Consider the following 20,728-nt stretch of genomic DNA (forward strand, 5'->3'; position numbering starts at 1 on the left):
GCTCTGCTCTGCTATTTGTAATCTTTTGAAAATAGATTTCTGTTGACCATTTCTTCCGCTGCAGGCATTTGCTTTCCGCGGGGAGGAAAGCGAAGCCTTCCACGGAAATTAATAGCGGAATTAGAAGTACAATAAATAAATAATAGCAAAATTCCATATAAATAAAAAAAAGCCTGCACCCCGACCAAAGAAAAGAATCCTTTTCTTGTTCATCCATGAACAGCTTCTATCGTTATAGAAGTCGGAAGGGGTGCACGAGCTAGACGAGTCAGCCGTGCTGCTCATCGTAACGCTCTGCTTTTCATCATCAATCATGCACTTATACAAAAAGGGCAAAGAAGCAGTTAAGGATTAACTGTCCCGCCCTTAATGTTAGTAGTCACGAATTATTAAACTAATTCGATGATTGCCATTGGAGCACCGTCACCACGGCGAGGACCAACCTTCATAATGCGAGTATATCCGCCTTGACGCTCGTTGTAACGAGGAGCGATGTCAGAGAATAACTTTTGAAGAGCATCTTGGTTGTTTTCAGCGTTTGCAATTTCTTTACGAATGAATGCAGCAGCTTGACGACGTGCGTGAACATCACCACGTTTGCCTAATGTGATCATTTTTTCCACAACTGAACGAAGCTCTTTCGCGCGAGTTTCAGTTGTTTCAATACGCTCGTTGATGATTAGGTCAGTAGCTAAATCACGTAGCATTGCTTTACGTTGAGCACTAGTACGTCCTAACTTTCTGTAAGCCATTAAGGGTTCCCTCCTTTGTTGAAACTATCTATCTAAAATGATTATCAATCGTCTTTACGCAAGCCTAATCCAAGGTCTTCAAGTTTTACTTTGACCTCTTCAAGAGATTTACGTCCTAGGTTGCGCACTTTCATCATATCTTCTTCAGTCTTGTTAGCAAGCTCTTGAACAGTGTTGATTCCAGCACGCTTCAGGCAGTTGTAAGAACGAACAGAAAGATCTAATTCTTCGATCGTCATCTCAAGAACTTTTTCTTTTTGATCTTCTTCTTTTTCTACCATGATTTCAGCATTCTGCGCTTCATCTGTAAGGCCAACGAAAATATTCAAGTGTTCTGTCAGAATCTTTGCACCTAAAGAAATCGCTTCTTTCGGTCCAATACTTCCATCAGTCCATACATCAAGAGAAAGTTTATCATAGTTCGTCATTTGACCAACACGAGTATTTTCTATTTGATAATTAACGCGTGAAACTGGAGTGTAAATAGAATCGATTGGGATCACACCGATTGGAAGATCCTCACGTTTGTTTTGGTCAGCAGGTCTGTATCCACGTCCGCGTGATGCGCTTAAACGCACACGGAAGTGACCACTTTTAGACAATGTGGCGATGTGTAAATCAGGATTTAACACTTCCACATCACTATCATGAGTAATATCAGCAGCTGTAACGACCCCTTCACCCTGCACATCAATTTCAAGCGTCTTCTCTTCATCAGAGTAAATCTTTAACGCTAATTTTTTGATATTCAAAATGATGGATGTGACATCCTCTACGACGCCTTCAATTGTTGAAAACTCATGCAGTACTCCATCTATTTGAATAGATGTGACAGCGGCACCTGGGAGTGACGATAATAGGATACGACGTAAGGAGTTACCCAAAGTTGTACCATATCCACGCTCAAGTGGTTCTACGACGAACTTTCCATATGTGGCATCATCGCTGATCTCAACCGTTTCAATTTTTGGTTTTTCAATTTCGATCATTAATATTTACCCTCCTTCAAAACGTCGAAACTCCGGGCTAAATAATATGAAGTCCGAAATTCCCCATGTTTACGTTCCCTATTGTGCACCAACAACTGGTTACCTTTTTCTGAATGAACGTATTTTGTATCATATCCCATTATAGACAACGATACAAAATTTATACAGAAAAATTAAACGCGGCGACGTTTTGGCGGACGGCATCCGTTATGAGGAACTGGAGTAACGTCTCTGATTGCAGTAACTTCAAGACCGGCAGCTTGAAGAGCACGGATAGCAGCTTCACGTCCAGCTCCAGGGCCTTTAACTGTTACTTCAAGAGTTTTTAAACCGTGTTCCTGGGAAGCTTTTGCAGCAGTTTCAGCAGCCATTTGTGCTGCGAAAGGAGTAGATTTACGAGAACCTCTGAATCCTAGTGAACCTGCACTTGACCATGCAACAGCGTTTCCGTGAACATCAGTGATAGTTACGATTGTATTATTGAATGTAGAACGAATGTGTGCAATACCAGCTTCGATATTCTTTTTCACACGACGTTTACGAGTGTTTGTTTTACGTGCCATACTAAGAAGTAACCTCCTTTACCTATTATTTTTTCTTGTTTGCTACAGTCTTACGAGGACCTTTACGTGTACGAGCATTGTTCTTCGTATGTTGTCCACGAACAGGTAGTCCACGACGGTGACGAAGACCGCGGTATGAACCGATTTCCATAAGACGTTTGATGTTTAGAGAGATCTCACGACGAAGATCACCTTCAACTTTTAATTTATCAACGATATCACGAATCTTTCCTAGTTCGTCTTCAGTTAGATCGCGAACGCGAGTATCTTCAGAGACACCAGCTTCTGAAAGAATTTGTGTCGCAGTATTTTTACCAATACCGTAGATGTATGTTAATGAAATGACAACACGTTTGTCACGTGGAATGTCTACACCAGCAATACGTGCCATAGTGATAGCGCACCTCCTTTTAGTTTAGCCTTGTTTTTGTTTGTGTTTAGGGTTTTCACAGATAACCATGACTTTACCTTTTCTGCGGATAACTTTACATTTTTCGCAGATCGGCTTAACAGATGGTCTAACTTTCATCTTATTCTAACCTCCTTAATAGTACGGAGTGCAATAGATTATTTATAACGATAAGTGATTCTACCACGAGTTAAGTCATACGGTGATAGTTCAACTGTCACTTTGTCACCAGGGAGGATACGGATGAAGTGCATACGAATCTTTCCTGAAACATGTGCCAGAACTGTATGACCATTTTCTAATTCTACCTTAAACATCGCGTTAGGCAAAGTCTCAGCGACTTTCCCTTCCACTTCAATTACATCATCTTTAGCCATCGAACATGTCTCCCTTCTTCTCATCAATTAAAACTTCATTTACAAACTTTGAAACAGCATAACGCAGTTTACCGTTCGTCACTCTTCCTGTTTCGATAATACTGTTATGAACTTCTGGAGAAACATAGTCAAACAGTTGAAGATGTCCGATATTCTTTCGCTTGGCGCGATCAAATTTACGTTTATCTCCGTCTGCTATGAGTACAAAACGTTCATCCAATTGCTGAACAACGACCGAATATGTTCCAGCTTCCCTGCCCTTAAGCGGCAGAACAATCTGACCTATACCCGGCATCGCCGAATCTGACTCGATCAATCCAATCACCTTCACTTAGGCTTTCGTCAATATCTCATAGCCTTCTTCAGTAATTGCAATGGTGTGTTCAAAGTGCGCACACATTTTATCATCAACTGTCACGACTGTCCAGTTATCTGATAACGTTCTAACATATCGACTTCCTGCATTAACCATTGGTTCAATAGCCAGTACCATGCCAGGCTTTAAGCGAGGACCTTTGTTAGGAGGTCCGTAATGAGGAATCTGAGGGTCCTCATGTAAGTCTTGACCAACTCCGTGCCCTACATACTCTCGAACGATAGAAAAGCCATTTGCTTCAACAAAAGTTTGAATACTATGAGAGATATTCGACAGACGTTCGCCTGGTTTAGCTTCTTTAAGCCCCAGATATAAAGATTCCTCTGTTACATCGAGAAGCTTTCGGGTTTCATCATCAATCTTCCCAACTGGATATGTCCAGGCGGAGTCTCCGTGATAGCCGTTATATTTCGCACCGATATCGATGCTGATAATGTCGCCATCCTTCAGTACCCGTTCACCCGGAATTCCATGAACCAGCTCGTTGTTGACTGAAGCGCAGATGCTGCCACGAAACCCATTATACCCTTTAAAAGATGGAATTGCATCATGTTTACGAATGAATTTTTCAGCAATTGCATCCAATTCTTTCGTCGATATTCCAGGAAGAATATGCTTCTGCAATTCCGCATGAGCCAATGCCACAATCCTGCCGGCTTGCCGCATGATCTCAATCTCTCTCGGAGTTTTACAAATGATCATACTGAAAGGCCTCCAAGTAATTCATCAATGTCATCAAACACTTTATCGATGTCTTGTTGACCGTCAATGTTTTTGAGATAGCCTTTATCATCGTAGTATGCCAAAAGCGGTTGAGTTTGCTTGATGTTTACGTCCAGGCGATTTTGAACTGTTTCCTCGTTATCATCAGCACGCTGATACAATTCTCCGCCGCAACGATCACAAACGCCCTCTGCTTTTGGTGGATTAAAGACAAGATGATAAGTAGCGCCGCACTCTTTACAGATTCTGCGACCTGTCAAACGCTCCATCAGGATGTCCTTATCTACATTTATATTAATGACATAATTCATTTTTTTACCAAGATCAGCGAGGATGTTTTCAAGTGCCTCTGCTTGAGCTACCGTTCTTGGAAACCCATCAAGTAAGAAGCCACTGCCACAGTCCTCTTTGCTTAATCGTTCACGGACGATTCCGATTGTCACTTCATCAGGGACAAGATCGCCATTATCCATGAATGATTTAGCCTTCAAGCCAAGCTCAGTGCCATCTTTGATCGCAGCACGGAACATATCACCTGTCGAAATATGAGGGATACCATATTTTTCAACGATTTTCTCAGCTTGAGTGCCTTTTCCTGCGCCTGGTAAGCCCATAAGAACTATATTCACTCGAACTCCCCCTCAAATGTCTATAAAATGGCTTCAGGAACAGAACCGTTCCCGAAAACCCTCTTATTTAATGAACCCTTTGTAGTGACGTTTCACCAGCTGTGCTTCCAATTGCTTCATTGTCTCTAGAGCAACACCAACGACGATCAAGAGACTTGTTCCGCCAATTTGTGCCGCAGGAGGCAGTCCAGCGAAGTTAATGAAGAACACTGGAAGAATGGAGATCACTGATAAGAAAATAGCCCCTACAAATGTTAGACGATACAGAACGCGAGTGAGATACTCTTGTGTGGTTTTACCCGGACGGATACCAGGGATATAGCCACCTTGCTTCTTCAAGTTCTCCGCCATTTGTTCCGGATTTACTTGAATGAAAGCATAGAAGTACGTAAAGGCAACGATCAAAGCAACATAAATGATCATCCCGACCGGCTTAGTATAATCAAAGATGTACTGAATCGTACTTGTCACATCATTTTCACCAAAGAAAGTGGAAATGGTCTGAGGAGTGATAATAAAAGAAATCGCGAAGATTACTGGAATAACACCCGCTGCATTTACTTTCAATGGAAGATGCGTTGATTGTCCGCCAACCGGACTGCGCCCCACTAAGCGTTTTGCATATTGAATCGGAATTTTACGCAGTGCTTGTTGAATAAACACTGTTCCAACAACGATTGCAATAACTGCCAATACTAAAAGTGCAAGAACGACAATGCGAAGGAAAAGCTGCTCGCCTGCTCCTTCGATTTGCTGAGCATAAATTTGGTTTACAGTGTTAGGAATCGCAGCTACGATACCTGCAAAGATCAGGATCGAGATACCATTTCCAACACCTTTAGCTGTGATCTGTTCACCCAGCCACATAAGAAAAGCCGTACCAGCTGTCAATACCAATGCGATTAACAGGTACGTGCTTACTCCAGGGCTTTGGATAAGCATTCCACCATAAATTCGGTTAAAGCCGTAGGACATACCCAGTGCTTGAATGAAACCTAATACAATTGTGAAATAACGAGTGAACTGAGCTAATTTACGGCGGCCGACTTCACCTTGCTTTGACCATTCAGTGAACTTAGGGACAACGTCCATTTGGAGCAGCTGAACAATGATCGAAGCCGTGATGTAAGGCATGATTCCCATCGCAAAGATCGAGAAGTTCTGCAGCGCACCACCGCCAAACGTATTCAGGAATCCGAGAATTCCTGCCTGGTCTTGCATCTTCAGTACATTTGCGTCAACATTTGGCACCGGAATGAAGGTACCAAGACGGAAGACGACTAACATTAAAAGGGTGAAGATAATTTTATTTCTTATATCACCCACGCGCATAAAATTGGAGATAGTTTGAAACATTAGATCACCTCAGATGTACCGCCAGCAGCTTCAATAGCTTCTTTAGCAGTGGTTGAGAATTTGTGTGCTTTTACTGTAAGCTTTTTCTCGATTGAACCTTTACCAAGAATCTTAATTCCTGCTTTTTCGTTACTTACTAAACCAGTTTCAACTAGTAAAGTCGGAGTAACTTCTGTACCATCTTCGAAGCGATTCAATGCGTCAAGATTGACGATTGCGTATTCTTTACGGTTGATGTTAGTGAAACCGCGTTTCGGTAAACGTTGGAATAAAGGAGTTTGACCACCCTCGAATCCTGGGCGAGTTCCTCCGCCAGAACGAGCGTTTTGTCCTTTATGACCTTTACCAGCAGTCTTACCATTACCAGAACCAATTCCGCGTCCTACACGGTTGCGGACTTTACGAGAACCTTCTGCAGGTTGTAACTCATGTAATTTCATGTCGGCACCTCCTTATTATCGAAACAACTCGATTATTTTTCTGTTACCGTTACAAGGTGAGCAACTTTGTTGATCATACCGCGGATAGCAGCATTATCTTGTTGCTCAACTGTTTGGTGCATTTTGCGAAGTCCCAAGGCTTCAACCGTTTTACGTTGATCTTGCGGACGACCAATAACACTTCGAGTGAGGGTAATTTCTAGTTTGTTAGCCATCGTTATCCCTCCCTTATCCTAATAGTTCTTCTACTGATTTACCACGTAATTTAGCTACGTCTTCAGCACGCTTTAATTGTTTTAAACCTTCGATTGTTGCACGAACCATGTTAATTGGAGTGTTGGATCCTAGTGATTTAGAAAGGATATCTTGTACCCCGGCTAATTCTAGTACCGCACGAACAGGTCCACCAGCAATAATTCCTGTACCCGCAGAAGCAGGCTTGATAAGAATTTGACCAGCACCAAATCGTCCAGTTACTAAGTGTGGAGTTGTACCTCCAACCATAGGAACTTCAATTAGATTTTTCTTCGCATCTTCAATCGCTTTACGGATTGCATCAGGAACCTCTTGAGCTTTACCAGTTCCGAAACCAACGTGACCGTTTTTGTCGCCGACTACTACAAGAGCAGCGAAACGGAAACGACGTCCACCTTTAACAACTTTCGCAACACGATTGATTGTAACTACGCGTTCTTCAAATTCTAGTTTGTTTGGATCAATACGACGCATCTGGATTGTCCCTCCTTTTTATTAAAATTCTAAGCCGTTTTCACGAGCTGATTCAGCTAAAGCTTTAATACGGCCATGGTATAAGTATCCACCACGGTCAAATACTACAGATTTTAAACCTTTATCTGCTGCACGTTTCGCAACTAGTTCTCCAACTTTCGCTGCTGCTTCAACAGTGTTAGTGGATTCTAATCCGAAATCTTTATCTTTGGAAGATGCACTTGCAAGAGTAACACCGTTCATATCATCGATAATTTGAGCATAGATGTTTTTGTTAGAACGGAAAACGTTCAGACGAGGACGAGTTTCAGTTCCAGTAATTTTAGAACGTACACGGGTATGTCTTTTCTTACGTGTTTTGTTCTTATCTGGCTTAGTAATCACCTACGGTCACTCCTTTCTTATTGCCTACGCGGCATTATTTACCTGTTTTACCTTCTTTACGACGAACATATTCACCTTCGTAGCGAATACCTTTTCCTTTGTAAGGCTCAGGAGAGCGTACTGCACGAATGTTAGCAGCTAATGCACCAACACGTTCTTTATCGATGCCTTTGATTGAAATCTTAGTGTTTGATGGCACTTCGATCTCGATGCCTTTTTCAGCTTCGATTTCAACTGGGTGAGAGTACCCAACGTTAAGCACAAGCTTAGCACCTTGTTTTTGAGCACGGTAACCTACACCGACAAGCTCAAGATTTCTTTCGAATCCTTTAGATACACCTTCAACCATGTTCGCGATCAAAGCACGAGTTGTACCGTGTAACGCGCGGTGTTCTTTTGCATCAGAAGGACGAGTAACTGTTACTGTGTTACCTTCTAATTCTATTTTAATTTCAGAACTGAATGTACGAGAAAGTTCACCTTTAGATCCTTTTACAGTTACCAGGTTATCTTCACCCACTGTAAGAGTAACGTCAGATGGCATTTCGATAGGCTGTTTTCCTACACGTGACATCCTGTTGCACCTCCATTCATTTAAAAACTATTACCAAACGTAAGCTAATACTTCTCCGCCCACTTGTTGTGCACGAGCTTCTTTATCAGTTAAAACACCTTGAGAAGTGGAAACAAGTGCGATACCTAATCCGTTTAATACTCTAGGTACTTCAGTAGATTTTGCATATACACGTAAACCAGGTTTAGAGATACGCTTTAATCCAGTGATTACGCGCTCGTTGTTTGCTCCATATTTCAAGAAAATGCGGATAACACCTTGTTTGTTATCTTCAACATATTCTACGTCACGTACGAAACCTTCACGTTTGAGGATTTCAGCGATTTCTTTCTTGATGTTGGAAGCAGGAACTTCCAATCTTTCGTGACGAACCATATTCGCATTACGGATGCGAGTAAGCAAATCTGCAATTGGATCTGTCATTGTCATAATAATTTACCTCCTTCCCAAAATAGGGTATTACCAACTAGCTTTCTTAACGCCAGGAATCTGACCCTTGTATGCAAGTTCACGGAAACAAATACGGCAAAGCTTGAATTTACGGATTACTGAATGAGGACGTCCGCAACGTTCACAACGTGTGTACGCTTGAACATTATGCTTTGGCGTGCGTTTTTGTTTCGCAATCATTGATTTTTTAGCCACATTTTCGCCTCCCTTATATAGCGATTACTTTTGGAATGGCATTCCGATTTGAGTTAATAACTCACGAGCTTCTTCATCTGAATTAGCTGTAGTTACGATAACGATATCCATACCACGTACTTTAGATACTTTATCATAGTCGATCTCAGGGAAAATCAATTGCTCTTTTACTCCAAGAGTGTAGTTACCGCGACCGTCGAATGCTTTCTTAGAAACACCGCGGAAGTCACGTACACGTGGAAGAGAAACAGAAATTAATTTATCTAAGAATTGGTACATACGCTCTCCGCGAAGAGTAACTTTTGCACCGATTGGCATACCTTCACGAAGGCGGAAGCCAGCGATAGATTTCTTTGCTTTCGTTACAACTGGTTTTTGACCAGTGATTTGTGTCAATTCATCAACTGCTACATCAAGAGCCTTTGAGTTTTGAACAGCATCACCGATACCCATGTTTACAACGATCTTTTCAACTTTAGGTACTTCCATTACTGATTTGTAATTGAATTTGCTCACAAGAGCTGGACTGATTTCACTTTGGAATTTTTCTTTTAGGCGGTTCATCCAGAATACCTCCCTTCTTTATAGAACTATTTATCTAGAACTTCACCTGATTTTTTTGCTACACGTACTTTTTTGCCGTCTTCCGTTTTATAACCTACACGAGTTGCCTCGTTAGATTTCGGATCTAATAGCATTACGTTTGATACGTGGATAGATGCTTCTTGGCTGATGATCCCGCCTTGCGGATTCATCTGTGAAGGCTTAGCGTGTTTTTTCACAACGTTGATTCCTTCAACCAGCACTCGGTCTGTCTTAGGGAACGCAGCAAGAACAACACCTGTTTTGCCTTTGTCTTTCCCAGTAATGACCACTACTTTATCGCCTTTTTTTACATGCATTTCATCGCACCTCCTTGAATGGCCCAATGCTAATCTATTAAAGAACTTCTGGAGCTAAAGATACAATTTTCATAAAGTTGCTGTCACGTAATTCACGAGCGACAGGTCCGAAGATACGAGTTCCACGCGGGCCTTTGTCGTCACGGATGATTACACATGCGTTCTCGTCAAATTTGATGTAAGTACCGTCTTGACGACGTACACCAGACTTGGTACGAACGACAACTGCCTTAACTACGTCACCTTTTTTAACAACGCCACCTGGTGTTGCTTGTTTTACTGTACATACGATTACATCACCGATGTTAGCAGTCTTGCGTCCAGAACCACCAAGAACTTTAATCGTTAATACTTCACGAGCACCAGAGTTGTCAGCAACTTTTAAACGTGATTCTTGTTGAATCATGTAGGTTACCTCCCTTCGGAATAAAAAATTATCCGAGCAAATATATTAGATAATAACTGCTTTTTCAACAACTTCTACTAAACGGAAACGTTTCGTAGCAGATAGTGGACGAGTTTCCATGATACGTACGATATCGCCTACTTTTGCTTCGTTGTTCTCATCATGAGTTTTAAACTTCTTAGAGTACTTTACGCGCTTGCCGTATAGAGAATGCTTTTTATAAGTTTCTACCATAACCGTTACTGTTTTATCCATTTTGTCGGAAACAACACGGCCAGTGTAAACCTTACGTTGGTTGCGGTCACTCATTTAAGCAAACCTCCTCTCATTTATCGATTGTTAACCCCGATCTCTCTTTCACGGATTACAGTTTTCATACGAGCGATCCCTTTGCGGACTTCACGGATGCGGGCTGTGTTTTCAAGTTGGCCAGTCGCAAGTTGGAAGCGAAGGTTAAATAACTCTTCTTTCAGAGTTTTGACTTTTTGTTCTATTTCGGCAGTGGTTAGGTCACGAATCTCATTAGTTTTCATTTGATTCACCACCAATTTCTTCTCGTTTTACAAACTTGCACTTCACAGGAAGTTTGTGTGCTGCAAGACGAAGAGCTTCACGAGCAACCTCTTCAGAAACACCAGCTACTTCAAACATGATTTTTCCAGGCTTAACTACTGCTACCCAACCTTCAGGAGCCCCTTTACCAGAACCCATACGTACTTCTAAAGGCTTAGCAGTGTAAGGTTTGTGAGGGAAGATTTTAATCCATACTTTACCGCCACGTTTCATGTAACGAGTCATAGCGATACGGGCAGATTCGATTTGACGGTTTGTGATCCAAGAAGCTTCAGTAGCTTGTAAACCGTATTCACCGAACGCAACTTCTTGACCGCCTTTAGCACGACCACGCATTTTACCACGGTGTTCGCGACGATGTTTAACGCGTTTAGGTAATAACATAATTATTTGCCTCCTTCCTCAGATTTCTTTCTTGTAGGAAGAACTTCTCCACGGTAGATCCATACTTTAACACCAAGCTTACCGTAAGTAGTGTCAGCTTCTTCATGAGCATAGTCAATGTCAGCGCGTAGAGTATGAAGTGGAACAGTACCTTCACTGTAATGTTCAGCACGAGCGATGTCAGCTCCGCCTAGACGACCAGATACTTGTGTTTTAATTCCTTTTGCACCAGCACGCATCGCACGTTGGATCGCTTGCTTTTGAGCACGACGGAATGAAACACGATTTTCTAATTGACGAGCAATGTTTTCTGCTACTAATTTAGCATCAACGTCAGCTCTTTTGATTTCAACGATGTTGATGTGTACACGTTTTGAAGTCAGTTCGTTAAGAGCTTTACGAAGAGCTTCAACTTCAGTACCACCTTTACCGATAACCATACCAGGCTTAGCTGTATGAACAGTAATGTTGATACGGTTTGCAGCGCGTTCGATTTCCACTTTAGAAACAGAAGCGTCTACTAATCGTTTTGCAATATATTCACGTACTTTTAAGTCTTCGTGTAAAAGTGTAGCGTAATCTTTGTCTGCGTACCATTTAGACTCCCAATCACGAATTATACCGACACGAAGTCCGACCGGATGTACTTTTTGACCCACGGATTATCCCTCCTTCTTTTCTGATACTACAAGTGTAATGTGACTTGTACGTTTGTTAATTTGACTTGCACGACCCATCGCACGTGGACGGAAACGTTTAAGTGTTGGTCCTTCATTTACATAAGCCTCAGTAACGATCAGGCTGTTAATATCCATGTCATAATTATGCTCTGCGTTTGCGATAGCAGATTTAAGTACTTTTTCAACGACTGGTGAAGCTGCCTTAGGCGTGTGCTTAAGAATCGCAACTGCTTCTCCAACTTGCTTACCTCGGATTAGATCAACGACTAAACGTACTTTACGAGGAGCAATACGTACTGTTCTAGCAACAGCTTTTGCTTGCATTAGGATACCCTCCTCTCAATTAGCGTCTTGTTTTCTTATCATCACTTGCATGACCTTTGTAAGTACGAGATGGTGCGAATTCACCAAGCTTGTGTCCTACCATGTCTTCAGTGACGTATACAGGTACATGTTTACGACCATCGTAAACTGCGATAGTGTGACCGATGAATGCTGGGAAGATCGTTGAACGACGAGACCAAGTTTTTACTACTTTCTTGCCTTCGGTTTCGTTCAATTTTTCTACCTTGCTCATTAAATGATCATCAACAAAAGGTCCCTTTTTTAAGCTACGACCCATGTTTGAACCTCCCTTCGTGATTGGTCTACGGCTCTAAATGAGAACCGTAGTTCAACCCCGTTATTTTTTGCGACGACGCACAATAAATTTATCTGATTTGTTGTTCTTCTTACGAGTCTTGTATCCAAGAGTAGGTTTACCCCATGGAGACATTGGTGATTTACGTCCGATTGGCGCACGTCCTTCACCACCACCGTGTGGGTGATCGTTAGGGTTCATGACAGAACCACGAACTGTTGGGCGCTTGCCTAACCAGCGGGAACGTCCAGCTTTACCGATATTGATAAGTTCGTGCTGCTCATTTCCGACTTGACCGACAGTAGCGCGGCAAGCAGAAAGGATCATACGAGTCTCACCAGAGTTAAGGCGTACAAGAACATACTTACCTTCTTTACCAAGTACTTGACCGGATGTTCCAGCAGAACGTACCAGCTGTCCACCTTTACCTGGTTTAAGTTCGATATTGTGTACTACTGTACCAACAGGGATGTTGATAAGTGGTAACGCATTACCTGTCTTGATATCCGCTTCTGGTCCAGACATTACTTCCATACCTACTTCGATTGACTTAGGTGCAAGGATGTAACGCTTTTCTCCATCAGCGTAGTTGATTAGTGCAATATTTGCAGAGCGGTTTGGATCGTATTCGATCGTAGCAACGCGTCCAGGTATACCATCTTTATCACGTTTGAAGTCGATGATACGGTATTGACGCTTATGACCGCCGCCTTGATGACGAACTGTTAACTTACCTTGGTTGTTACGGCCACCCTTTTTGTGCAGGGGTGCTAAAAGTGACTTTTCCGGAGAATCCGTAGTGATTTCAGCGAAATCAGAGCCAGTCATGCCGCGACGACCATTAGAGGTAGGTTTGTACTTTTTAATCGCCATGTTTTTCCCTCCTCTTCTTAATTAAGTGAATTATACTTCAAAGAATTCGATTTCATTACTATCAGCAGTAAGTTTCACGATTGCTTTACGACGCTTGTTAGTGTAACCAGCGTGTTTACCCATACGCTTGAACTTACCTTTGTAGTTCATGATGTTTACTTTTTCAACTTTTACGTCAAAGATTTCTTGAACAGCGTCTTTAACTTGAGTTTTGTTCGCTCTAGTATCTACTTCGAACGTGTACTTTTTCTCAGACATAAGATCTGTAGAAGCTTCTGTAATTACGGGGCGCTTAATGATTTCACGTACATCCATTATGCAAGCACCTCCTCTACTTTTTCAACAGCTGATTTAGTCATCACTAGTTTGTCGTGTCCTAATACATCAAGAACGCTGATTCCCTCTGCAGGAACAACTGTTACACCAGGGATGTTACGAGCTGAAAGTGCTACGTTTTCGTCAAGACCATCAGTTACCACTAATGTTTTAGCGTTAACAGAAAGACCTTTAAGAACGTTAGCAAATTCTTTTGTTTTTGGAGCATCAAATGATAATGCTTCTAATACTAAGATGTTTTCTTCCACTACTTTAGAAGAAAGCGCAGATTTGATCGCTAAGCGACGAACCTTCTTAGGTAATTTGTAGCTGTAGCTGCGTGGAACCGGTCCAAATACAACACCGCCGCCGCGCCATTGTGGAGAACGGATTGACCCTTGACGAGCACGACCAGTTCCTTTTTGACGCCATGGTTTACGTCCACCGCCACGCACTTCAGAACGATTTTTTACTTTATGATTTCCTTGACGTAATGAAGCTCTTTGCATTAATACTGCTTCAAACAGTACATGTTTGTTTGGTTCAATACCAAATACAGAGTCGTTCAGTTCGATATCACCGACTTTAGAGCCTGTTTGGTTAAATAATGCTACTTTCGGCATTCTTATTTCCTCCTTTCCTGGAAAGTTCTATTATTTAGCTGCTTTGATAGCTGTCTTTACTTTGATCAGTTGCTTCCTAGGTCCAGGTACATTACCTTTTACTAAGATCAGGTTGCGTTCTGCATCCACTTTTACGATTTCAAGGTTTTGAATCGTAATTTGTTCTCCACCCATACGTCCAGGTAATAATTTACCTTTGAATACACGGTTCGGATCTACAGGACCCATTGAACCAGGACGACGGTGATAACGGGAACCGTGGGACATAGGTCCGCGAGATTGGTTATGGCGCTTGATAGCACCTTGGAAACCCTTCCCTTTCGATACTCCTGTTACATCTACTACATCGCCTGCAGCGAAAATATCAACTTTGACTTCTTGACCAACTTCGTACTCTTCTACGTTTACACCGCGGATTTCACGGATGAAGCGCTTAGGAGTAGTTTCAGCTTTAGCAACGTGGCCTTTCTCCGGCTTGTTTGAAAGCTTTTCGCGTTTATCTTCGAAACCAACCTGGATCGCATTGTATCCATCAACATCTAATGATTTCTTTTGAAGAACAACGTTTTGAGCAGCTTCAATTACAGTTACAGGGATAAGATCACCGTTTTCAGCAAAAACTTGAGTCATACCAATCTTTCTTCCTAAGATTCCTTTGGTCATAAGTCACACCTCCTGTTAATTATGATTTTATAAGATTAAAGTTTGATTTCGATATCTACACCAGATGGTAAGTCTAAACGCATAAGCGCATCAACTGTTTGTGGTGTTGGGTTCACAATGTCGATTAAGCGTTTGTGTGTACGCATCTCGAATTGCTCACGAGAATCTTTGTATTTGTGCACAGCACGTAAGATTGTGTAAACAGACTTTTCTGTTGGTAGTGGGATCGGTCCTGAAACCGCCGCACCAGAACGTTTTGCTGTTTCAACAATTTTCTCAGCTGATTGATCAAGAATTCTGTGATCATAAGCCTTTAAACGAATACGAATCTTTTGTTTTGCCATTATTTTCCCTCCTTTTTCGCCTATTTTTGAATAGACATTCTCCATGGAAATTTCCCACACACTCGCCATGGCAAAGCGGCCGGGTGTGTCAGCAACCTTCCATTTCATCGCAGTCAAAGACCAACATTGTCTATTATAACTAAAACACCTAGAAGATGCAAGAGTTTCTTGCAAAATCTATATGTTTCGCACACTTTCTCTATTATACAAATTGGGTGTACGGAATTCAAGTGTATGAGGAGTTTTCATAATATTAAATAATGATTGCTTGCTGGGCATTTATATTGAGAGCTCGGGTTTATTTCTGAAGATATATTATATAGAAGAAACACGTTTTTCGAGAAAAGTTGTTTTTGAAATGGTTAGCTCGGAAAGTTGGAACTGACTCATTGCAGAAGTATATTAATGAGGTTTGTTATTGAAACGTTCTTAAAGGGATATGACTTGGCAGCATCAAAGGATCAATCTCTCCAATCAAACAAAAAAACAGATGGACATAAAGTCCATCTGTTTTCGTATCATCAAAGATTACTCAGTGATTGTAGCTACTACTCCAGCACCTACAGTACGTCCACCCTCACGGATAGAGAACTTAGTACCTTCTTCGATAGCGATTGGAGCGATAAGCTCAACAGTCATTTCGATGTTATCGCCAGGCATAACCATTTCTACACCTTCAGGAAGGTTACAGATACCAGTTACGTCAGTTGTACGGAAGTAGAACTGTGGGCGGTAGTTAGTGAAGAATGGAGTGTGACGTCCACCTTCTTCTTTAGAAAGAACATAAACTTCAGCTTTGAACTTTGTGTGTGGTGTGATTGTACCTGGCTTAGCAAGTACTTGTCCACGTTGGATATCTTCACGAGCTACCCCACGAAGTAAAGCACCGATGTTGTCTCCAGCTTCAGCATAGTCAAGAAGCTTACGGAACATTTCTACACCTGTAACAGTAGTAGACTTAGGCTCTTCAGAAAGACCGATGATGTCGATTGTGTCTCCAACTTTAACTTGTCCACGCTCAACACGTCCAGTAGCAACTGTTCCACGACCTGTGATTGAGAATACATCCTCAACCGGCATCATGAATGGCTTTTCAGTGTCACGCTCTGGAGTTGGGATGTAGCTGTCTACAGCTTCCATAAGTTCGTAGATTTTTTCTTCCCATGCAGGATCTCCCTCAAGAGCTTTAAGAGCAGAACCTTTGATTACTGGTACGTCATCTCCAGGGAAATCGTACTCAGAAAGAAGGTCACGTACTTCCATTTCTACTAATTCAAGTAGCTCTTCGTCATCTACCATGTCACATTTGTTCATGAATACAACTAGGTAAGGTACACCTACTTGACGAGAAAGAAGGATGTGCTCACGAGTTTGTGGCATTGGACCATCAGCAGCAGATACTACTAGGATACCGCCGTCCATTTGTGCAGCACCAGTGATCATGTTTTTAACATAGTCAGCATGTCCTGGGCAGTCAACGTGTGCATAGTGACGAGTGTCAGTTTCGTACTCAACGTGTGCAGTAGAGATTGTGATTCCACGTTCTCTTTCTTCTGGTGCACCATCGATTTGGTCATAAGCCATTGCAGTTCCACGACCATACTTCTTGTGAAGAGTAGTTGTGATTGCAGCAGTTAAAGTTGTTTTACCATGGTCAACGTGACCGATTGTACCGATATTCGCATGTTGCTTGGAACGATCAAATTTTTCCTTACCCATTTGAAAATCCTCCTTTAATTTTAAAAGAAATAAGTATATTGTTAGGTCATTTTCAGAAGTGGATTTCTCCACCCCTGAGAAATTTAAAGCTTACAATAGTATTTATACTTTAATGAAGGGAATAAATCAATTATTCACCTTTATTTTTTTTGATGATTTCTTCTGAAATCGACTTAGGTACTTCTTCGTAGTGATCGAAGTGCATGGAGTATGTTCCGCGTCCTTGTGTGTTAGAACGAAGAGACGTTGCATATCCAAACATTTCTGATAGAGGTACGAACGCTTTAACGACTTGTGCGTTACCGCGGGCTTCCATACCTTCTACACGTCCACGACGAGAAGTAACGTCACCCATGATATCTCCAAGGTATTCCTCAGGGATAACAACCTCTACCTTCATCATTGGCTCAAGGATTACCGGCTTACATTTAGAAGCGGCATTCTTAAGTGCCATTGAAGCAGCGATCTTAAACGCCATTTCAGAGGAGTCAACATCATGGTATGAACCATCGAATAATCTTGCTTTAACATCAACCAGCGGGAAGCCGGCAAGTACACCATTTTCAAGTGCATCTTGAAGACCAGCTTGTACTGCAGGGATGTATTCACGAGGAACTACACCACCGACGATACCATTCTCGAATTCGAATCCTTTACCTTCTTCGTTAGGCGCGAATTCGATCCAAACGTGTCCGAATTGTCCACGTCCACCAGATTGACGTGCAAACTTACCTTCAACTTTAGCCGTATCACGGAATGTTTCACGGTAAGATACTTGAGGAGCACCAACGTTTGCTTCAACTTTGAATTCACGCTTCATACGATCAACGATGATATCTAAGTGAAGCTCACCCATACCCGCGATGATAACCTGTCCAGTTTCCTGGTCAGTATGCGCACGGAATGTAGGATCTTCCTCTTGCAGTTTTTGTAGCGCAGTCGTCATTTTATCTTGGTCAGCTTTTGATTTAGGCTCAACCGATAAAGAGATAACAGGCTCAGGGAATACCATTGATTCAAGAATAACAAGATTCTTTTCATCACATAGTGTATCACCAGTACTTGTATCTTTAAGTCCAACTGCAGCTGCGATATCCCCAGCATAAACGCTTGAGATCTCTTCACGGGAGTTCGCGTGCATTTGCAGGATACGTCCTACGCGCTCACGCTTGCCTTTAGAAGAGTTTCTTACGTATGAACCTGAGTCTAAGACACCAGAGTACACACGGAAGAATGTTAATTTACCAACATAAGGGTCAGTTGCAACTTTGAAAGCCAACGCAGAGAATGGAGCTTCGTCTGAAGATGGACGAGTCACTTCTTCTTCTGTTTCAGGAACAAAGCCTTTGATATCTTCAACATCAGTTGGTGCTGGAAGATAATCAATTACTGAGTCAATTAATAATTGAACCCCTTTGTTTTTGAAGGCAGATCCACATACTACCGGATAGAACTCAACAGTTAGAGTTGCTGTACGGATAGCTGCTTTAAGCTCATCATTTGTAAGCTCTTCACCTTCCAGGTATTTCATCATTAACTCTTCATCAAGTTCAGAAACTGCTTCAATTAACTTGCCGCGGTATTCTTCAGATTGTTCTTTGTACTCATCAGGGATTTCACGTGCTTCAGCGCGTGTTCCAAGGTCATCTTCGTAGAAATATGCTTTCATTTCCACTAAGTCGATGATTCCTTCGAAGTCATCCTCAGCACCGATAGGAAGCTGGATAGGATGCGCATTCGCTTGTAAACGCTCATGAAGAGTACCTACAGAGTAAAGGAAGTCAGCACCGATTTTGTCCATTTTGTTAACGAACACTACACGGGGAACCCCGTAAGTAGTTGCTTGGCGCCAAACCGTTTCAGTTTGAGGCTCAACACCTGATTGAGCATCAAGGACTGCTACTGCACCATCAAGTACACGCAGAGAACGTTCAACTTCAACAGTGAAGTCTACGTGTCCAGGTGTATCGATGATGTTGATACGATGGCCTTTCCATTGAGCTGTTGTCGCAGCAGATGTGATCGTGATACCACGCTCTTGCTCCTGCTCCATCCAGTCCATTTGAGAAGCACCTTCGTGAGTTTCTCCGATTTTATGGATACGACCGGTGTAAAATAGGATACGCTCAGTTGCAGTTGTTTTACCGGCATCGATGTGTGCCATGATACCGATATTACGAGTGTTTTCTAAGGAGAACTCTCTTGGCATGTGGTCTTTCTCCTTCCTTATATGAGTGTGATTTGTTTGAAATTAAAGATTACCAGCGATAGTGAGCAAACGCTTTGTTCGCTTCAGCCATCTTGTGTGTATCTTCACGCTTCTTGACAGAAGCACCAGTGTTATTAGCTGCATCTAGGATTTCGTTAGCTAAACGCTCTTCCATAGTCTTCTCACCGCGAAGACGAGAGTAGTTTACTAACCAACGAAGACCTAAAGTCGTACGACGCTCAGGGCGAACCTCAACAGGTACTTGGTAGTTTGAACCACCAACACGACGGGCTTTAACTTCCAATACCGGCATGATATTCTTTAAAGCTGCATCGAATACTTCCATTGCATCTTTCCCAGAACGCTCGCTGATGAGATCAAACGCTGCGTATAATTTCTTTTGAGCTTTACCTCTTTTACCGTCAATCATGATTTTGTTGATTAAGCGGGTAACTAATTTAGAATTGTACATTGGATCAGGTAAAACGTCTCTTTTTGCTACAGGACCTTTACGTGGCATGTGATTTCCTCCTTTCAATGAGAAATGAATCTATTATTGATTTATTATTTTTTAGCTGCTTTAGGGCGCTTCGTTCCGTATTTAGAACGTCCTTGCATACGGCCTTCAACTCCAGCTGTATCAAGCGCACCACGTACGATATGATAACGCACCCCCGGTAAATCCTTTACACGTCCTCCACGGATAAGCACGACACTGTGCTCTTGAAGGTTGTGACCGATACCAGGAATGTAAGCAGTAACCTCGATTCCATTTGTCAAACGAACACGTGCATATTTACGTAAAGCCGAGTTCGGTTTCTTTGGAGTCATTGTACCTACACGAGTACATACACCACGTTTTTGTGGAGAAGACAAGTTCGTGTGCACTTTCTTAAAGCTGTTATAACCTTTGTTAAGTGCTGGTGACTTAGACTTTGTAGATTTTGACTGACGAGGCTTGCGAACTAATTGGTTAATAGTTGGCATTTTGTTTTCCTCCCTTCTAACTTGTTAAGCCCACACATCCAGGTGGTTCATTTTTGGGTAAAAGTAAAGTTTTTGCAGATATAGTCTACAAAAACTATTTTACTGTATAATCGCAACAGCTGCCGCCCCAACATCTATTCCGCACGATTTACCAAGCTTCTTCATTGAATCCACTTTGTGAACCGTCACGTCCAGATCTTTAGCTGTCTGCACTACTTTAGCTATTACCTTGGGATCAGCATCTTCCGCGATAACAACTTCCAGTACATGACCATTCTTCAGAGCTTTCACTGCTTGCTTTGTCCCTACAATAATTTCTTTCGCCTGTGATACTTTTTCATAAGACATTTGATATCCTCCAAAGTAGCAGGTTATTAATAGGAGCAACCTTGAATATATTATCATCTTAAAATTGCTGTGTCAACACAGAATTAAAAGATTTATAAAAGCTAACTCTTAGAATG

Annotated in this window: 36 protein-coding genes; all 36 read right to left on the reverse strand. The window is 42.0% G+C overall.

The window, feature by feature from the left end; genetic code table 11:
* Positions 1 to 389: 389 nt before the first annotated feature.
* Positions 390 to 752: a 50S ribosomal protein L17 gene (rplQ, locus tag V6B33_RS19875; RefSeq protein WP_071617130.1), complete on the reverse strand. Its 363-nt coding sequence runs from the start codon at positions 750 to 752 to the stop codon at positions 390 to 392.
* Positions 753 to 796: 44 nt separating this feature from the next.
* Positions 797 to 1,741, reverse strand: a complete 945-nt coding sequence (locus V6B33_RS19880; RefSeq protein ID WP_034765941.1) for a DNA-directed RNA polymerase subunit alpha — start codon at positions 1,739 to 1,741, stop codon at positions 797 to 799.
* Positions 1,742 to 1,914: 173 nt separating this feature from the next.
* Positions 1,915 to 2,304 (reverse strand): 30S ribosomal protein S11, encoded by a 390-nt coding sequence (gene rpsK, locus V6B33_RS19885; RefSeq protein WP_032085294.1) that lies wholly within the window; start codon positions 2,302 to 2,304, stop codon positions 1,915 to 1,917.
* Between the two features lie 25 nt (positions 2,305 to 2,329).
* Positions 2,330 to 2,695 (reverse strand): 30S ribosomal protein S13, encoded by a 366-nt coding sequence (gene rpsM / locus V6B33_RS19890; protein WP_172254178.1) that lies wholly within the window; start codon positions 2,693 to 2,695, stop codon positions 2,330 to 2,332.
* A gap of 24 nt (positions 2,696 to 2,719) precedes the next feature.
* The gene (gene rpmJ / locus V6B33_RS19895; protein ID WP_003156543.1) at positions 2,720 to 2,833 is read right to left on the reverse strand and encodes a 50S ribosomal protein L36; all 114 of its coding nucleotides are present in this window, start codon (positions 2,831 to 2,833) and stop codon (positions 2,720 to 2,722) included.
* 38 nt (positions 2,834 to 2,871) lie between these two features.
* A complete protein-coding gene (gene infA, locus V6B33_RS19900) occupies positions 2,872 to 3,090 on the reverse strand; it encodes a translation initiation factor IF-1 (RefSeq protein WP_034765945.1) in 219 nt (72 codons plus the stop codon).
* On the reverse strand, positions 3,083 to 3,406 hold the full coding sequence (locus V6B33_RS19905) for a KOW domain-containing RNA-binding protein (RefSeq protein ID WP_334219413.1): 324 nt from the start codon (positions 3,404 to 3,406) through the stop codon (positions 3,083 to 3,085). Before V6B33_RS19905 ends, infA begins: the two co-directional genes overlap by 8 nt.
* A gap of 15 nt (positions 3,407 to 3,421) precedes the next feature.
* A complete protein-coding gene (map, locus tag V6B33_RS19910; RefSeq protein WP_334219414.1) occupies positions 3,422 to 4,168 on the reverse strand; it encodes a type I methionyl aminopeptidase in 747 nt (248 codons plus the stop codon).
* On the reverse strand, positions 4,165 to 4,818 hold the full coding sequence (locus V6B33_RS19915; RefSeq protein WP_334219415.1) for an adenylate kinase: 654 nt from the start codon (positions 4,816 to 4,818) through the stop codon (positions 4,165 to 4,167). Before V6B33_RS19915 ends, map begins: the two co-directional genes overlap by 4 nt.
* Positions 4,819 to 4,881: 63 nt before the next feature.
* The gene (gene secY / locus V6B33_RS19920) at positions 4,882 to 6,174 is read right to left on the reverse strand and encodes a preprotein translocase subunit SecY (RefSeq protein WP_334219416.1); all 1,293 of its coding nucleotides are present in this window, start codon (positions 6,172 to 6,174) and stop codon (positions 4,882 to 4,884) included.
* Positions 6,174 to 6,614 carry a 50S ribosomal protein L15 gene (rplO, locus tag V6B33_RS19925; RefSeq protein ID WP_032085288.1) on the reverse strand — a complete coding sequence of 147 codons (441 nt, stop codon included), beginning with the start codon at positions 6,612 to 6,614 and terminating at the stop codon, positions 6,174 to 6,176. Before rplO ends, secY begins: the two co-directional genes overlap by 1 nt.
* 32 nt (positions 6,615 to 6,646) lie before the next feature.
* Positions 6,647 to 6,829: a 50S ribosomal protein L30 gene (gene rpmD, locus V6B33_RS19930; RefSeq protein WP_032085287.1), complete on the reverse strand. Its 183-nt coding sequence runs from the start codon at positions 6,827 to 6,829 to the stop codon at positions 6,647 to 6,649.
* Between the two features lie 13 nt (positions 6,830 to 6,842).
* Positions 6,843 to 7,343 carry a 30S ribosomal protein S5 gene (gene rpsE / locus V6B33_RS19935; RefSeq protein ID WP_334219417.1) on the reverse strand — a complete coding sequence of 167 codons (501 nt, stop codon included), beginning with the start codon at positions 7,341 to 7,343 and terminating at the stop codon, positions 6,843 to 6,845.
* Positions 7,344 to 7,364: 21 nt separating this feature from the next.
* Positions 7,365 to 7,727, reverse strand: a complete 363-nt coding sequence (gene rplR, locus V6B33_RS19940) for a 50S ribosomal protein L18 (RefSeq protein ID WP_334219418.1) — start codon at positions 7,725 to 7,727, stop codon at positions 7,365 to 7,367.
* A gap of 34 nt (positions 7,728 to 7,761) precedes the next feature.
* Positions 7,762 to 8,301: a 50S ribosomal protein L6 gene (rplF, locus tag V6B33_RS19945; protein WP_334219419.1), complete on the reverse strand. Its 540-nt coding sequence runs from the start codon at positions 8,299 to 8,301 to the stop codon at positions 7,762 to 7,764.
* 30 nt (positions 8,302 to 8,331) lie between these two features.
* Positions 8,332 to 8,730: a 30S ribosomal protein S8 gene (gene rpsH / locus V6B33_RS19950; protein WP_071617123.1), complete on the reverse strand. Its 399-nt coding sequence runs from the start codon at positions 8,728 to 8,730 to the stop codon at positions 8,332 to 8,334.
* Positions 8,731 to 8,760: 30 nt separating this feature from the next.
* Positions 8,761 to 8,946: a type Z 30S ribosomal protein S14 gene (locus V6B33_RS19955; protein WP_010191505.1), complete on the reverse strand. Its 186-nt coding sequence runs from the start codon at positions 8,944 to 8,946 to the stop codon at positions 8,761 to 8,763.
* Between the two features lie 24 nt (positions 8,947 to 8,970).
* Entirely contained in the window at positions 8,971 to 9,510 is a 540-nt protein-coding gene (gene rplE / locus V6B33_RS19960) for a 50S ribosomal protein L5 (RefSeq protein ID WP_071617122.1), read from the reverse strand.
* Between the two features lie 26 nt (positions 9,511 to 9,536).
* Complete coding sequence (gene rplX / locus V6B33_RS19965; RefSeq protein ID WP_334219420.1) at positions 9,537 to 9,848, reverse strand: 50S ribosomal protein L24; 312 nt, start codon at positions 9,846 to 9,848, stop codon at positions 9,537 to 9,539.
* 37 nt (positions 9,849 to 9,885) lie between these two features.
* Positions 9,886 to 10,254, reverse strand: coding sequence for a 50S ribosomal protein L14 (gene rplN, locus V6B33_RS19970; RefSeq protein ID WP_032085280.1), 369 nt, complete (start codon positions 10,252 to 10,254; stop codon positions 9,886 to 9,888).
* A gap of 45 nt (positions 10,255 to 10,299) precedes the next feature.
* Entirely contained in the window at positions 10,300 to 10,563 is a 264-nt protein-coding gene (gene rpsQ / locus V6B33_RS19975) for a 30S ribosomal protein S17 (protein WP_032085279.1), read from the reverse strand.
* Positions 10,564 to 10,583: 20 nt separating this feature from the next.
* Positions 10,584 to 10,787, reverse strand: coding sequence for a 50S ribosomal protein L29 (gene rpmC, locus V6B33_RS19980; protein WP_032085278.1), 204 nt, complete (start codon positions 10,785 to 10,787; stop codon positions 10,584 to 10,586).
* Complete coding sequence (gene rplP, locus V6B33_RS19985; RefSeq protein WP_032085277.1) at positions 10,777 to 11,211, reverse strand: 50S ribosomal protein L16; 435 nt, start codon at positions 11,209 to 11,211, stop codon at positions 10,777 to 10,779. The genes rpmC and rplP overlap by 11 nt, the downstream gene beginning before the upstream one ends.
* A gap of 2 nt (positions 11,212 to 11,213) precedes the next feature.
* Positions 11,214 to 11,870 carry a 30S ribosomal protein S3 gene (rpsC, locus tag V6B33_RS19990; protein ID WP_172253791.1) on the reverse strand — a complete coding sequence of 219 codons (657 nt, stop codon included), beginning with the start codon at positions 11,868 to 11,870 and terminating at the stop codon, positions 11,214 to 11,216.
* A gap of 3 nt (positions 11,871 to 11,873) precedes the next feature.
* A complete protein-coding gene (rplV, locus tag V6B33_RS19995; protein ID WP_334219421.1) occupies positions 11,874 to 12,215 on the reverse strand; it encodes a 50S ribosomal protein L22 in 342 nt (113 codons plus the stop codon).
* A gap of 19 nt (positions 12,216 to 12,234) precedes the next feature.
* Positions 12,235 to 12,513 (reverse strand): 30S ribosomal protein S19, encoded by a 279-nt coding sequence (gene rpsS, locus V6B33_RS20000; RefSeq protein ID WP_334219422.1) that lies wholly within the window; start codon positions 12,511 to 12,513, stop codon positions 12,235 to 12,237.
* Positions 12,514 to 12,573: 60 nt separating this feature from the next.
* Positions 12,574 to 13,404, reverse strand: a complete 831-nt coding sequence (gene rplB, locus V6B33_RS20005; RefSeq protein WP_334219423.1) for a 50S ribosomal protein L2 — start codon at positions 13,402 to 13,404, stop codon at positions 12,574 to 12,576.
* A 30-nt stretch (positions 13,405 to 13,434) separates the two neighbouring features.
* Complete coding sequence (gene rplW / locus V6B33_RS20010) at positions 13,435 to 13,719, reverse strand: 50S ribosomal protein L23 (RefSeq protein WP_334219424.1); 285 nt, start codon at positions 13,717 to 13,719, stop codon at positions 13,435 to 13,437.
* Positions 13,719 to 14,342: a 50S ribosomal protein L4 gene (gene rplD, locus V6B33_RS20015; protein WP_334219425.1), complete on the reverse strand. Its 624-nt coding sequence runs from the start codon at positions 14,340 to 14,342 to the stop codon at positions 13,719 to 13,721. The genes rplW and rplD overlap by 1 nt, the downstream gene beginning before the upstream one ends.
* Positions 14,343 to 14,372: 30 nt before the next feature.
* The gene (rplC, locus tag V6B33_RS20020; protein WP_334219426.1) at positions 14,373 to 15,005 is read right to left on the reverse strand and encodes a 50S ribosomal protein L3; all 633 of its coding nucleotides are present in this window, start codon (positions 15,003 to 15,005) and stop codon (positions 14,373 to 14,375) included.
* 35 nt (positions 15,006 to 15,040) lie between these two features.
* A complete protein-coding gene (rpsJ, locus tag V6B33_RS20025) occupies positions 15,041 to 15,349 on the reverse strand; it encodes a 30S ribosomal protein S10 (protein WP_007085291.1) in 309 nt (102 codons plus the stop codon).
* 528 nt (positions 15,350 to 15,877) lie between these two features.
* Positions 15,878 to 17,068 carry an elongation factor Tu gene (gene tuf, locus V6B33_RS20030; RefSeq protein WP_334219427.1) on the reverse strand — a complete coding sequence of 397 codons (1,191 nt, stop codon included), beginning with the start codon at positions 17,066 to 17,068 and terminating at the stop codon, positions 15,878 to 15,880.
* A 130-nt stretch (positions 17,069 to 17,198) separates the two neighbouring features.
* Positions 17,199 to 19,277, reverse strand: a complete 2,079-nt coding sequence (gene fusA / locus V6B33_RS20035) for an elongation factor G (RefSeq protein WP_334219428.1) — start codon at positions 19,275 to 19,277, stop codon at positions 17,199 to 17,201.
* A 49-nt stretch (positions 19,278 to 19,326) separates the two neighbouring features.
* A complete protein-coding gene (gene rpsG, locus V6B33_RS20040; protein ID WP_064091212.1) occupies positions 19,327 to 19,797 on the reverse strand; it encodes a 30S ribosomal protein S7 in 471 nt (156 codons plus the stop codon).
* A gap of 44 nt (positions 19,798 to 19,841) precedes the next feature.
* Positions 19,842 to 20,264 (reverse strand): 30S ribosomal protein S12, encoded by a 423-nt coding sequence (rpsL, locus tag V6B33_RS20045; protein WP_032085266.1) that lies wholly within the window; start codon positions 20,262 to 20,264, stop codon positions 19,842 to 19,844.
* Positions 20,265 to 20,363: 99 nt separating this feature from the next.
* Positions 20,364 to 20,612 (reverse strand): 50S ribosomal protein L7ae-like protein, encoded by a 249-nt coding sequence (locus tag V6B33_RS20050; RefSeq protein WP_334219429.1) that lies wholly within the window; start codon positions 20,610 to 20,612, stop codon positions 20,364 to 20,366.
* Positions 20,613 to 20,728: the final 116 nt, after the last annotated feature.

Source organism: Mangrovibacillus sp. Mu-81 (assembly GCF_036867415.1).
Classification (GTDB): Bacteria; Bacillota; Bacilli; order Bacillales; family Bacillaceae_B; genus Rossellomorea.